At 73.2% G+C, this 13,151-nt stretch carries 13 protein-coding genes; 12 read left to right on the top strand and 1 reads right to left on the bottom strand.

What is annotated here, in order from left to right:
- Nucleotides 1-24: 24 nt before the first annotated feature.
- The 10 genes from OG500_RS07795 to OG500_RS07750 all read left to right on the top strand — a co-directional run bounded on the left by OG500_RS07795 (nt 25) and on the right by OG500_RS07750 (nt 10,581).
- Nucleotides 25-1,119 carry a quinone-dependent dihydroorotate dehydrogenase gene (locus tag OG500_RS07795; RefSeq protein WP_327065678.1) on the top strand — a complete coding sequence of 365 codons (1,095 nt, stop codon included), beginning with the start codon at nt 25-27 and terminating at the stop codon, nt 1,117-1,119.
- Between the two features lie 154 nt (nt 1,120-1,273).
- Nucleotides 1,274-2,131 carry a dihydroorotate dehydrogenase electron transfer subunit gene (locus OG500_RS07790; RefSeq protein ID WP_329578060.1) on the top strand — a complete coding sequence of 286 codons (858 nt, stop codon included), beginning with the start codon at nt 1,274-1,276 and terminating at the stop codon, nt 2,129-2,131.
- Complete coding sequence (locus OG500_RS07785) at nt 2,128-3,156, top strand: dihydroorotate dehydrogenase (RefSeq protein WP_327065676.1); 1,029 nt, start codon at nt 2,128-2,130, stop codon at nt 3,154-3,156. Before OG500_RS07790 ends, OG500_RS07785 begins: the two co-directional genes overlap by 4 nt.
- A complete protein-coding gene (pyrF, locus tag OG500_RS07780; protein ID WP_329578057.1) occupies nt 3,153-3,989 on the top strand; it encodes an orotidine-5'-phosphate decarboxylase in 837 nt (278 codons plus the stop codon). Before OG500_RS07785 ends, pyrF begins: the two co-directional genes overlap by 4 nt.
- A 267-nt stretch (nt 3,990-4,256) precedes the next feature.
- The gene (gene mihF / locus OG500_RS07775) at nt 4,257-4,583 is read left to right on the top strand and encodes an integration host factor, actinobacterial type (RefSeq protein ID WP_327065674.1); all 327 of its coding nucleotides are present in this window, start codon (nt 4,257-4,259) and stop codon (nt 4,581-4,583) included.
- Nucleotides 4,584-4,643: 60 nt separating this feature from the next.
- On the top strand, nt 4,644-5,201 hold the full coding sequence (gmk, locus tag OG500_RS07770; RefSeq protein ID WP_327065673.1) for a guanylate kinase: 558 nt from the start codon (nt 4,644-4,646) through the stop codon (nt 5,199-5,201).
- Nucleotides 5,202-5,294: 93 nt separating this feature from the next.
- Nucleotides 5,295-5,561: a DNA-directed RNA polymerase subunit omega gene (rpoZ, locus tag OG500_RS07765; protein ID WP_035840778.1), complete on the top strand. Its 267-nt coding sequence runs from the start codon at nt 5,295-5,297 to the stop codon at nt 5,559-5,561.
- A 118-nt stretch (nt 5,562-5,679) separates the two neighbouring features.
- Nucleotides 5,680-6,897 carry a bifunctional phosphopantothenoylcysteine decarboxylase/phosphopantothenate--cysteine ligase CoaBC gene (gene coaBC / locus OG500_RS07760; protein WP_329578053.1) on the top strand — a complete coding sequence of 406 codons (1,218 nt, stop codon included), beginning with the start codon at nt 5,680-5,682 and terminating at the stop codon, nt 6,895-6,897.
- Nucleotides 6,898-7,142: 245 nt separating this feature from the next.
- Entirely contained in the window at nt 7,143-8,336 is a 1,194-nt protein-coding gene (gene metK / locus OG500_RS07755) for a methionine adenosyltransferase (RefSeq protein WP_327065671.1), read from the top strand.
- 160 nt (nt 8,337-8,496) lie between these two features.
- Nucleotides 8,497-10,581, top strand: a complete 2,085-nt coding sequence (locus OG500_RS07750; RefSeq protein ID WP_327065670.1) for a primosomal protein N' — start codon at nt 8,497-8,499, stop codon at nt 10,579-10,581.
- Between the two features lie 145 nt (nt 10,582-10,726).
- On the opposite strand, the gene OG500_RS07745 is transcribed toward OG500_RS07750, so the two are convergent.
- The gene (locus tag OG500_RS07745) at nt 10,727-11,302 is read right to left on the bottom strand and encodes a hypothetical protein (RefSeq protein ID WP_327065669.1); all 576 of its coding nucleotides are present in this window, start codon (nt 11,300-11,302) and stop codon (nt 10,727-10,729) included.
- Between the two features lie 225 nt (nt 11,303-11,527).
- On the opposite strand from OG500_RS07745, the gene def reads away from it, so the two are divergent.
- Nucleotides 11,528-12,073 carry a peptide deformylase gene (gene def / locus OG500_RS07740; RefSeq protein ID WP_327065668.1) on the top strand — a complete coding sequence of 182 codons (546 nt, stop codon included), beginning with the start codon at nt 11,528-11,530 and terminating at the stop codon, nt 12,071-12,073.
- A gap of 80 nt (nt 12,074-12,153) precedes the next feature.
- Entirely contained in the window at nt 12,154-13,089 is a 936-nt protein-coding gene (gene fmt / locus OG500_RS07735) for a methionyl-tRNA formyltransferase (protein ID WP_327065667.1), read from the top strand.
- Nucleotides 13,090-13,151: the final 62 nt, after the last annotated feature.

The following is a 13,151-nucleotide window of genomic DNA, read 5'->3' as shown; positions in this document are numbered from 1 at the left end:
CCACAGCCATGCGAGGAGCCCCCTGTGTACAAGCTGCTGTTCAATCTGGTCTTCCGGAAGATGGACCCCGAGAAGGCCCACCACCTGGCGTTCTTCTGGATCCGGCTGGCCGCCTCGGTGCCGGGCCTGCGGCAGCTGGTCGCCCTGGTGCTGGCCCCGCGCGACAAGGCGCTGCGCACCACCGCGCTCGGCCTGGACCTGCCGGGCCCGTTCGGCCTGGGCGCCGGGTTCGACAAGAACGCGGTGGGCATCGACGGTCTGGCGATGCTCGGCTTCGACTACGTGGAGATCGGCACGGTCACCGGTGAGCCGCAGCCCGGCAACCCGGCGCCGCGGCTGTTCCGCCTGGTGGACGACCGTGCGCTGATCAACCGGATGGGCTTCAACAACCAGGGCTCGGCCCGGATCGCGGCCCGCCTGGCGCAGCGCCAGCGCGGCTCGCTCTCGCCGGTGGTCGGCGTCAACATCGGCAAGACCAAGGTGGTCGAGGAGGCCGACGCGGTGGCCGACTACGTCAAGAGCACCGAGCGCCTGGCCAAGTACGCGGACTACCTGGTGGTCAACGTCTCCTCGCCGAACACCCCGGGGCTGCGCAACCTGCAGGCCGTCTCGCACCTGGGCCCGCTGCTGAGCGCCGTGCGCGAGGCCGCCGACCGGTCCACCCCGCACCACGTGCCGCTGCTGGTGAAGATCGCGCCCGACCTGGCCGACGAGGACGTGGACGCGGTCGCCGACCTGGCGCTCGAGCTGGGCCTGGACGGCATCATCGCCACCAACACCACGATCGGCCGCGAGGGGCTGCGCGAGCCGGCCGCCCGGATCGAGGAGATCGGGATGGGCGGGCTCTCCGGGGCGCCGCTGAAGGAGCGCTCGCTGGAGGTGCTGCGGCGGCTGCGCAAGCGGACCGACGGGCGGCTCACGCTGGTCTCGGTCGGCGGGATCGAGACCGCCGAGGACGCCTGGCAGCGGATCATCGCCGGGGCCGACCTGGTGCAGGGCTACAGCGCCTTCATCTACGAGGGGCCGTTCTGGATGCGCCGGGTGCACAAGGGCCTGAGCCTGCGGTTGCGCCGCGCGGGCTTCGGGAGCCTGGCGGAGGCCGTGGGTTCGGCGGCCTGATCCGGCAGCCCGGCCCGGCAGCCCCGACCGACAGTGTGATCATCTGACGGTATGTCATAAATCGGGGGGATGTGACAGCCGACAGCCTGGTTTGGGAGAGTTCCGGGAGCCAGCCAACCCAGAAGCAGCCAGAGCGGTCGAAAGGGGCCTGTCCATGGCCAACCCCCTGCAGCTGCGGGCCGAGGTGCTCGCCAACCATCCCGAAGGGGCGTACCACCGCCTGGTGCTGCACGCCCCAGGGGTGCCGCAACGGGTGCGGCCCGGCCACTTCGCCACCCTGGCGGTGGGCGGGCCCGGCTCGGCCCTGGTGCTGCGCCGGCCCTTCGCGATCCACCGGGCCGACCCGCAGGCCGGCACGATCGAGCTGGTGATCGCCCCGAAGGCGGCCGGCAGCCGGGAGCTGGCCGGCGCCCGGGTGGGCGAGCGGCTCGACCTGATCGCCCCGCTCGGCACGCCGTTCCCGCTGCCCGAGCAGCCCGTCAGTGCCCTGCTGGTGGCCGGCGGCTACGGCAGCGCACCGCTGTTCGCACTGGGCGCCGAGATCCGGCGGCGCGGCGGGCGGATCGGCTTCGTCCTCGGCGCGGCCGGCACCGGGGGGCTCTACGGCGCCGACCAGGCCCGCGCACTCACCCAGGACGTCCTGCTGCTCACCGAGGACGGCTCGACGGGGCTGGCCGGGCGGGTCACCGACCCGCTGGCCGAGGCGATCCGGGCGATCGGGGCCACCGTGGTCTACGCCTGCGGCCCGATGGCGATGCTGCGGGCCGTCAGCGAGATCGCCGTCGCCCACGAGGTGCGGGTGCACACCGCGGTCGAGGAGGCAATGGCCTGCGGGACGGGCATCTGCATGACCTGCGTGCTGCCGGTGGTCGGCGAGGACGGGCGCAGCCGGTTCGTCCGCTCCTGCACCGAGGGACCGGTCTTCGACGGGGCCCGGGTGCGCTGGGCGGACATCGGCAGCGTCCCCGACGACCTGGAGGGCGCCGCCGCGATGGGAGGAGGGCTGCGATGACGGCACGGTTCACGGCTACCGAGGTCGACCCCGAGGACGTCGACCTCAGCGCACCACTGGGCAGCCGCACGCTGCCCAACCCGCTCAGCACCGCCTCCGGTTGCGCCGGGTACGGGCGGGAGCTGGCCCGGTTCGTCCCGCTGGACGCGCTGGGCACCGTGACCACCAAGACGATCATGCCCTACCCGCGCTCCGGGCAGGCCACCCCGCGGCTGGCCGAGACGCCCTCCGGCATGCTCAACGCGATCGGCCTGCAGGGCGCGGGGATCGAGCACTTCGTGCGCCACGAGCTGCCCTGGCTGGCCGAGCGCGGCGCCCGGGTGCTGGTGTCGATCGCGGGGGAGCGGCTGGAGGAGTTCACCGAGACCGCCGAGCGCCTGAACGGGCAGCCCGGGGTGGTCGGCCTCGAACTCAACATCTCCTGCCCCAACGTGGCCGACCGCGGGCTGGTCTTCGCCCGCAACCCCGCCACCTCGTACGACGTGGTGCGCGCGGTGCGGAAAATCACCGACGCCGAGCTGCCGGTCTATGCCAAGCTCTCGCCCGACGTCACCTCGATCACCGAGATCGCGGCGGCCTGTGTGCAGGCCGGGGCCGACGGCCTGTCGATGATCAACACCTCGCTCGGCCTGGCCGTCGACCTGGACACGCTGCGCCCCGCGCTGGCCGGCGGCACCGGCGGCCTCTCCGGGCCCGCGCTGCGGCCGATCGCCGTGCGCTGCGTCTACCAGGTGCACGCCGCGATGCTGGCCGGCCGGATCCCGCAGGTGCCGATCCTGGGCATGGGCGGGATCCGCAGCGGGCGCGACGCCCTCGAGTTCACCCTGGCCGGCGCCAGCGGGGTGGCCGTGGGGACCGCGCTCTTCCAGGATCCGGCCGCTCCCCAGCGCATCCTCGCCGAGCTGCGCGCCGAACTGGCGACGCGCGGCTTCGCCAAGTACACCGACGCGGTGGGGTACGCCCACCGCCCCTCCTCGCCCGCGGGCCCGCCCCGCCGGCCCTCTTCCACCGAAAGGCCCTCATGACCCTCGCTCCCTTCGGCGCCCGGCTGCGCCACGCCATGGACGACCGCGGCCAGCTCTGCGTGGGCATCGACCCGCACGCCGCCCTGCTCTCCGCCTGGGGACTGGGCGACGACCTGGCGGGCCTGACGACCTTCAGCCGCACCGTGGTCGAGGCGCTCGCCGACCGGGTGGCCGTGCTCAAGCCGCAGGCCGCCTTCTTCGAGCGGTTCGGCAGCAAGGGCGTCGCCGTCCTGGAGCGGACCGTGGCCGAGGCCCGGGCGGCCGGCGCGCTGGTGGTGATGGACGCCAAGCGCGGCGACATCGGCTCCACCATGGCCGCCTACGCCGAGGCCTTCCTGCTGCCCGACAGCCCGCTGTTCTCCGACGCCCTCACCGTCAGCCCCTACCTCGGCTTCGGCTCGCTGCGCCCGGCGCTCGACCTGGCCCGCGAGCACGGCTGCGGCATCTTCGCGCTCGCGCTGACCTCCAACCCCGAGGGCTTCGAGGTGCAGCGCGCGATGGCGCCGAACAACGTCAGCGTCGCCCAGCAGGTGCTGCGGCACCTGGCCGCGGAGAACGCCGGCGCCGAGCCGCTCGGCTCCTTCGGTGCGGTGGTCGGCGCCACGCTGGCCGACGCGGGAGTGGAACTGGCCATCAACGGGCCGCTGCTGGCTCCCGGGATCGGCGCCCAGGGCGCGACGATGGCCGACCTGCCGCGGGTCTTCGGTGCGTCCGTACCCGACGTAGTGCCGAGCGTGAGTCGCGACGTACTCAAGCACGGACCGTCCGTGACGGCCCTGCGGGAGGCCGCGCAGCGCTTCGTCGACGATGTGAGGGCTGTCACACTCGCTTGACGAGGAGGGCCCAAACCGGGCCGTTTTCTCCCGAAAAGTCCTGGCCTACCTGTGCTGACCAGGACTTTTCGGCTTCTTTTCCTGACGTGGGCGCGCAATGCGGGTAGTGTCCGGCGGTAGGTGCCCTCGGTGGTGCGATTCTCGTTGCTCTCGCAGGTCAGAGCGGCTAGGTTCCACTGCGGTCGTAGTCCGAACGGGCTGTGGCAGGCGCCTGGTTCGACCAATGTCCTAGCACTTCATTTCCTTCCAGACCCTGAGGTGAACGGCGTGGCTCTTCCGCCCCTTACCCCTGAACAGCGCTCCGCCGCGCTGGCCAAGGCCGCCGAGGCTCGCAAGGAGCGCGCTGAGGTGAAGAACCGGCTCAAGCACTCGGGAGCCTCCCTGCACGAGGTCATCAAGTCCGGCAAAGAGGACAACGATGTCATCGGCAAGATGAAGGTCTCCGCACTGCTGGAGAGCCTTCCGGGCGTCGGCAAGGTCCGCGCCAAGCAGATCATGGAGCGTCTCGGCATCAGTGAGAGCCGCCGGGTCCGTGGTCTTGGTACGAACCAGATCTCCGCGCTGGAGCGGGAGTTCGGCGCCACGTCGTCCTGACGCGCGCCGGTTCGGCACCGGGTGGTCCCGGGTCCGTCCAGGATCCGGGATAATCGGTGCATGAGTGAACGTCCGCGGCTGACCGTGCTCTCCGGCCCTTCGGGGGTCGGCAAGAGCACGGTCGTCGCTCATATGAGGCAACAGCACCCCGAGGTCTGGCTCTCGGTGTCGGCGACCACCCGGCACCCGCGGCCCGGCGAGAAGGACGGGGTCCATTACCACTTCGTCGACAGCGACGAGTTCGACAAGATGGTCGCGAACGGCGAACTGCTGGAGTGGGCCGTCTTCGCCGGCAACAAGTACGGCACCCCGCGTGCGGCCGTCGAGGCCAAGCTGGAGCGCGGCGAGCCGGTGCTGCTGGAGATCGACCTGCAGGGCGCCCGCCAGGTGCGCGAGTCGATGCCGGAGGCACAGCTGGTCTTCCTGGCTCCGCCGAGCTGGGAGGAGCTGGTCCGCCGGCTCACCGGTCGGGGCACCGAGCCCCAGGCGGTGATCGACGAGCGGCTGGCCGCCGCCAAGGTCGAACTGGCCGCCGAGCCGGAGTTCGACACCACGCTGGTGAACACCTCGGTCGAGCAGGTGGCGACCGAGCTGCTAGCCTTGCTCGGTGTAGACTGATCCGATCTTCTCTGCTAGCGGTTCACAGTGATCCGTGACCGGGGAATCGACATCAGGCGTTCTGTTTTTTCCACCCTTTCGGAAGGTTTTCGCGTGTCCTCTTCCATGACCGCGCCCGAGGGCATCATCAACCCGCCGATCGACGAGCTGCTTGAGGCCACGGACTCCAAGTACAGCCTGGTGATCTACGCGGCCAAGCGTGCCCGTCAGATCAACGCCTACTACTCGCAGCTCGGCGAGGGTCTGCTGGAGTACGTCGGCCCGCTGGTCGACACCCACGTGCACGAGAAGCCGCTGTCGATCGCGCTGCGCGAGATCAACGCGGGCATGCTCACCGCGGAGGCCGTCGACGCCGCCTGATGCGACGTGTGGAAGGGCCCGCCGGATTCGTCCGGCGGGCCCTTCTGCGTGCGCTGATCGCGGACCCCCGGCGGACCCTACTAAGGTGAACGCGCATCTTTTGAGCGAATGGAGTCCCATGAGCCAGCCCCGGGTGGTCCTCGGTGTGAGCGGTGGCATCGCCGCCTACAAGGCGTGCGAGCTGCTGCGGCGTTTCAGCGAGTCCGGTCACCAGGTCACCGTGGTGCCCACCGCGGCGGCGCTGCACTTCGTGGGCGAGGCGACCTGGGCGGCGCTGTCCGGGCGGCCCGCCGCCACCGAGACCTGGGACCGGGTGCACGAGGTCCCGCACGTGCGGATCGGGCAGCAGGCCGACCTGGTCGTGGTGGCGCCGGCCACCGCCGACCTGCTGGCCAAGGCCGCCCACGGGCTGGCCGACGACCTGCTCACCAACACCCTGCTGACGGCGCGCTGCCCGGTGGTCTTCGCCCCGGCGATGCACACCGAGATGTGGGAGCACCCGGCCACCCAGGAGAACGTGGCCACCCTGCGGCGGCGCGGTGCGATCGTGCTGGACCCGGCGGTGGGCCGGCTGACCGGGGCGGACACCGGCAAGGGCCGGCTGCCCGACCCCGACGCGATCTTCGCCGCCTGCCGCCGGGTGCTGGCCCGCGGTGCGGCGGCGCCCGACCTGGCGGGCCGCCATGTGGTGGTCTCGGCCGGCGGCACCCGCGAGCCGCTGGACCCGGTGCGCTACCTGGGCAACCGCTCCTCCGGGAAGCAGGGCTACGCGCTGGCCACCACCGCCGCGGCGCGCGGTGCCCGGGTGACGCTGCTGTCCGCCAACGTCGGGCTGCCGGACCCGGCCGGGGTCGATGTGGTCAAGGTCACCACCGCGCTGGAGCTGCGCGAGGCGGCGGTGAAGGCGGCGGCCGAGGCCGACGTGGTGGTGATGGCCGCGGCCGTGGCCGACTTCCGGCCGGCCGAGTACGCGGCGGCGAAGATCAAGAAGCGGGGCGGCGTGGAGCCCGCGCCCGTCGCCCTTGTCCGCAATCCGGACATCCTGGCGGAACTGTCCGGCCACCGGGCCCGCCCGGGTCAGTTGGTGGTGGGCTTCGCCGCGGAGACCGACCAGGTGCTCGCCAACGGCCGGGCCAAGCTCGCCCGCAAGGGCTGCGACCTGCTGGTGGTGAACGAGGTCGGCGAGGCCAAGGGCTTCGGGACCGACACCAACGAGGCCGTGGTGCTGGCTGCCGACGGCTCCGAACACCCGGTCGCACCAGGGCCGAAGGAGGATCTGGCCGACGCGGTCTGGGATCTGGTCGCGGCCCGGCTGGACGGCGCCGGGCAGTCCTGAGCGGGGCCGGCCCGGCCGACGTGATCTGGCGCACGTGTTCGACCGCGGAGACGGTTGGTCCGCTGGTCGGGCGGGCTGTGGGCCGATGGTTGGTCTGCCCACCACGTGAGACGCAGCGTCCGTGAATCGGCGAAAGGAGTGTCGAAGGTCGATAGCCGACCGTTACACTCCAGGAATCAAGTCTTTCCGGATGCCCTTCGATCGGGGGCATTCAGTCAGCAGCCGCTGCAACCCCAGGGAGCGCTGTGTCTCGCCGCCTGTTCACCTCGGAGTCCGTGACCGAGGGACACCCCGACAAGATCGCTGACCAGATCAGCGACACCATTCTCGACGCCCTGCTCAAGGACGACCCGACCTCCCGGGTCGCCGTCGAGACGCTGATCACCACCGGCCAGGTGCACGTGGCCGGCGAGGTCACCACCAAGGCGTACGCGCCGATCGCGCAGCTGGTGCGCGAGAAGATCCTGGAGATCGGGTACGACAGCTCGAAGAAGGGCTTCGACGGCGCCTCCTGCGGCGTCTCGGTCTCGATCGGCTCGCAGTCCCCGGACATCGCGCAGGGCGTCGACACCGCCCACGAGCACCGGGTCGACGGCGAGGACGACGAGCTGGACCGGCAGGGCGCCGGCGACCAGGGCCTGATGTTCGGGTACGCGTGCGACGACACCCCTGAGCTGATGCCGCTCCCGATCACCCTGGCGCACCGCCTGTCGCGCCGGCTGACCGAGGTGCGCAAGAACGGGACCATCCCCTACCTGCGCCCCGACGGCAAGACCCAGGTCACCATCGAGTACGACGGCGACAAGGCTGTGCGGGTCGACACCGTGGTGGTCTCCACCCAGCACGCCAGTGACATCGACCTGGACTCGCTGCTCGCGCCCGACATCCGCGAGTTCGTGGTCGAGCCGGTGCTGGCGGGTGTGGACATCGACACCTCGAACTACCGCCTGCTGGTCAACCCGACCGGTCGCTTCGAGATCGGCGGCCCGATGGGCGACGCCGGTCTGACCGGCCGCAAGATCATCATCGACACCTACGGCGGCATGGCCCGCCACGGTGGCGGTGCCTTCTCCGGCAAGGACCCGTCCAAGGTCGACCGCTCGGCCGCCTACGCGATGCGCTGGGTCGCCAAGAACATCGTCGCCGCGGGCCTGGCCCGCCGCGCCGAGGTGCAGGTCGCGTACGCGATCGGCAAGGCCGAGCCGGTGGGCCTGTTCGTGGAGACCTTCGGCACCGAGACCGCCCCGGTCCTGAAGATCCAGGAAGCCGTCACCCGGGTCTTCGACCTGCGTCCGGCCGCCATCATCCGCGACCTGGACCTGCTGCGGCCCATCTACTCCCAGACCGCCGCCTACGGCCACTTCGGCCGCGAGCTGCCGGACTTCACCTGGGAGCGCACCGACCGCGCCGAGCAGCTGAAGGCGGCTGTCGGGGCCTGATCCCCAGCACCGCGCGGGGCCAGCGGGCCCTTCGCGTCGACCGCGGCGGCGGCGTCCATCCCCAGGGTGGGCGCCGCCGCCGCGGTCTGTCCGTGTCACGTGGTACCACTGGACCCGGGTGATCCACGGTGGCGGCACGGGAAAGGGGGCCGGCGAGCCCATGAGCAGCGACGACACGCCCCCGGGCGGGCCGCCGGAGCAGCTGGCGCTGATCCGTGAGACGGTGCGCCGGGCCAAGCCGCGCACCTGGCACGGCGCGCACCTGGCCGAGGAGCTGCCGGTGGCCCGGGTGGTGGTCGACAAGGGCCTGCTCCACCTCGACCAGTTCTTCGACTACGCGGTGCCGGTCGCGATGGCCGAAGCCGCCCAGCCGGGCGTGCGGGTCCGGGTCCGGTTCGGCGCCCGGGTCAGCGCCGCGGGCCGCCGCGAGGGCGGCGAGCTGCACGACGGTTTCATCGTGGCCCGGCTGGCGAGCAGCGACTACCGCGGCCCGCTCGCCCCGCTGGCCCAAGTGCTCTCCGCCGAGCGGGTGCTGACCCCGGCCCTGCTGAAGCTCAGCCGCACCATCGCCGACCGCTACGCCGGCACCCTGGCCGACGTGCTGCAGCTGGCCGTGCCGCCGCGGCACGCCAAGGCCGAGGCGCAGCCCTCGCCGGCCCCGCTGCCGGCGCCCGCCGCGCCGGCCGCCGGCAGCTGGCAGCGCTATCCGCAGGGGCCCGAGTTCCTGAGCGCGCTGACCGCCGGGCACACCCCGCGCGCGGTCTGGACGGCGCTGCCCGGACCGAGCTGGCCGCAGGAGATCGCGCTGGCGGTGGCCGCCACGCTGGCCGGCGGGCGCGGCGCCCTGGTGGTGCTGCCCGACGGGCGGGCGGTGGCCCGGGTGGATGCGGCGCTCACCGAGCTGCTCGGCGGCTCCGGGCACCACGCGGTGCTCACCGCCGACCTCGGCCCCAAGGACCGCTACCGCAACTGGCTCGCCGTCAGCAGGGGTTCGGTGCGCGCGGTGCTCGGCACCCGGGCCACGGTCTTCGCGCCCGTGCACGACCTGGGCCTGCTGGTGGTCTGGTCGGACGGCGACAGCAGCCACAGCGACCCGCGGGCACCCCATCCGCACGTGCGCGAGGTCGCGCTGCTGCGCGCTGCCGAGGAGGGGGCCGCCGTGCTGGTCGGGGGGCTCGCGATGACGGTGGAGAGCGCACAGCTGCTGCGCACGGGCTGGGCCCGTCCGCTGGCCGCCGACCGCGCGGTGGTGCGCGAGGTCGCGCCGCGGGTGCGCACCGTCGGCGAGGCCGACCAGGCCAGGGACGCCGCCGCGCAGGTCGCCCGGCTGCCCTCGGTGGCCTGGCAGGCGGCGCGCGAGGCGCTGCGCAGCGGCCCGGTGCTCGTCCAGGTGCCGCGCCGCGGCTACGTGCCGCGGCTGGCCTGTGGGCGCTGCCGCACCCCGGCCCGCTGCACGCACTGCGCCGGGCCGTTGGAGGCCGTCGGCGCCGGGGAGGCGCTGCAGTGCGCCTGGTGCGGGGTCGCCGCGCTGGACTGGCACTGCGAGGAGTGCGGCTCGTTCCGGCTGCGCGCGCAGGTGGTGGGCGCCCGGCGGACGGCCGAGGAGCTGGGCAAGGCCTTCCCGGGGATCCCGGTGCGGACCTCGGGCCGGGACGCGGTGCTGGCCGGGGTGTCGGCCGAGCCGGCGCTGGTGATCTCCACGCCCGGGGCCGAGCCGGTGGCCGAGGGCGGTGGGTACGCCGCCGCGCTGCTGCTGGACGGGTGGGCCCTGCTCAGCCGGCCCGACCTGCGCTCCGGGGAGGAGACGCTGCGGCTGTGGCTGGCGGCGGCCGCGCTGGTGCGGCCGGCCACCGAGGGCGGCCAGGTGGTCGTGGTGGCCGAGCCCACCGCGCGGCCGGTGCAGGCGCTGGTGCGCTGGGACCCGGCCGGGCACGCGGACCTGGAGCTGGCGGAGCGGGCGCAGCTGGGCTTCCCGCCGGTCTCCCGGATGGCGTCGGTCACCGGGACGCCCGCCGCGGTGGCCGATCTGCTCGGGCTCACCCGGCTGCCCGAGGGGGCGGACCTGCTCGGCCCGGTGCCGCTGCCGCCGCTGCGCGGTCAGGAGCAGGAGCGTGCCCTGCTGCGGGTGCGCCCGGGGCAGGGCGGGGCACTGACCGCGGCGCTGAAGGCGGCGCAGATCGCGCGGGTCGCGTTGCGGGGGGCGGAGCCGGTGAAGGTGCGGATCGATCCGACCGACATCGGGTGAGGTCGGGCTCGCTGCCCGGAGCAGGGCCGACCCTGGGTGCAGGAAGTCGGGGAGGCCGACTTCCTGCGCACTGGGGCTCGGGCGTGCGGCGGGATGCGGTGACGGGGCGTCAGATGGTGCCGCTCAGAGGGCGTCGCGCGGAAGGTCAGCCGCGCAGCGGGATGCCGGGCCGGTCGAGACCGCCCTGGCGCGCCGCCGGGACGGAGCGGGCGAGCGGGACGCCGGCCGGGGCCGGGGTCTGGGCCGGCGGGGCGGGCGTCTCCTCCGCACGCAGGTCGTCGCGCGGTGCGGCCGGAGCCGGCAGCGTGGCACCCAGCGCCGCCGGGCCACCGGGCACGCCGCCGGCCGCCGCCGCGCCCAGCAGCTCGGTCGCCGAGCGGCGCATCCCGTACCTGCGGTGCACCGCCTGCTTGGTCACCCCGAGGGCGGAGCCCACCGAGTCCCAGGAGAAGCCGAGCGCCCGGTCGAACTCCACCGCCGCCGCCACCAGGGTCTCCACGCTCTCGCGCAGCTCCTGGGCCAGCCGTACGGTCGGCGCGGGCGCCCGCCCGTACACCACGAAACCGCCCGAGCTGCTGGGGCGCCGGGGCCGGTAGACATTGCCCAACTGGGCGGTGAGGGTACGCAGGGCGTCGACCTGGCGGCGGACCCGCTCGATGTCGCGCACCAGCAGGTGCAGGCTCGCCCGTGCCCGGGTGTCGTGGTTGATCTGCTCGGCCATCGTGCTCAGGCCACCTTCCGTGCAAATGATGGGGCCTCGCGCCGGCCCGGTGAAACTCACGGTCAATCTCTTTTGACCAACGCCGAAGCGGGGTCCGGGGTCACGCGTGAGTGCGCTCCGGGATCCGGGAGGCGGGATTCGGGATCCCGGCCGCGCCGCATAGACTGACGTGCTGCCCGTATGAACGCCTGCCCGAGACCGTCGACCGAGAAGGAGCCCGCCGCCGTGGCGATCCAGCCGATCCGGATCTTCGGTGACCCGGTCCTGCGCGCCAAGGCGCAGCCGGTGACCACCTTCGACAAGGAACTGCGCACCCTCGTCAAGGACCTGACCGAGACCATGCTGGACGCGCCGGGCGCGGGCCTGGCCGCGCCGCAACTCGGCATCTCGCTGCGGGTGTTCACCTACCACGTGGACGGCGTGACCGGTCATCTGATCAACCCCGACCTGTCGTTGACGGAGGAGGAGCAGGACGGCCCCGAGGGCTGCCTGTCGCTGCCCGGACTGCGGTTCGACACCAAGCGCGCGTTCGGCGTGGTGGCCCGCGGGTTCAACGAGTACGGCGACCCGGTGACCGTCGAGGGCACCCAGTTGCTGGCCCGCTGCATCCAGCACGAGACGGACCACCTGGACGGGATCATCTTCATCGACCGGCTGGACCGGGAGACCCGCAAGGCGGCGATGCGGGCGATCCGCGAGGCCGAGTGGGGCGACGGTCCGGCCCCCGAGCTGCGGATATCGCCGCACAGCACGTTCGGGCCGATCCGCTGACCGCCGTTCGCCGCTCCTGACCCTCCCGTTCGCCGCTTCTGACGCTCTCGTCAACTCGACTGATCCGAAGGACTACTGCCTTGCGTCTCGTCTTCGCCGGAACCCCCGAGGTCGCCGTCCCCGCGCTGGAGGCGCTGCTCGCCTCGGAGCGGCACGAGGTGGTCGCGGTGGTCACCCGTCCCGACGCCCCCGCCGGGCGCGGACGCAAGCTGGTGGCGAGCCCCGTCGGCCAGCGGGCGGCGGAGGCCGGCATCGAGGTGCTCAAGCCGGCCAAGCCGAGCGAGCCCGAGTTCCTGGCACGGCTGGCCGAGCTGGCCCCGGACTGCTGCCCCGTGGTCGCCTACGGCGCGCTGCTGCGCGAGGCGGCCCTGGAGATCCCCGCGCAGGGCTGGGTCAACCTGCACTTCTCGCTGCTGCCGGCCTGGCGCGGGGCCGCCCCCGTGCAGCACGCGGTGCTGGCCGGTGACGAGGTGACCGGTGCCTCGACCTTCCGGATCGAGCGCGGCCTGGACTCCGGCCCGGTCTTCGGCGTGATCACCGAGGAGATCCGTCCCACCGACACCAGCGGCGAGCTGCTCGACCGGCTGGCCCGGGCCGGCGCCGGCCTGCTCACCGCCACCATGGACGGCATCGAGGACGGCAGCCTGGTCGCCGTCCCGCAGCCGGCCGACGGGATCACCCTGGCGCCGAAGATCAACGTCGAGGACGCCCGGATCGAGTGGCGCCACCCCGCACTGGCGATCGACCGCCTGGTGCGCGGCTGTGCGCCCGCGCCCGGTGCGTGGACCACCTTCCGCGGCGAGCGGCTCAAGCTCTCCGGGCCGGTGAAGCTGCTGCCCGGTGGCGCGGAGCTGGCCGCCGGCGAACTCGCGGTGAGCAAGAACGCGGTGCGGGTCGGCACCGGCAGCCACGAGGTCGAGCTGGGCGAGGTCCAGCCGCAGGGCAAGAAGCCGATGCGGGCGGCGGACTGGGCGCGCGGGGTGCGGATCGAGAGCGGCGAGCTGCTCGGCGGCTGAGGTGTGACCGGCCGCCGGTCCGCGCGCTCCGGCGTTACTGTTTCTGATATCCCCGTAGCACT

This window comes from Kitasatospora sp. NBC_01250 (assembly GCF_036226465.1).
Taxonomy (GTDB): domain Bacteria; phylum Actinomycetota; class Actinomycetes; order Streptomycetales; family Streptomycetaceae; genus Kitasatospora.
Note: the sequence above shows the minus strand (reverse complement) of the source record. Positions and strands in the feature narration are given on the sequence as shown.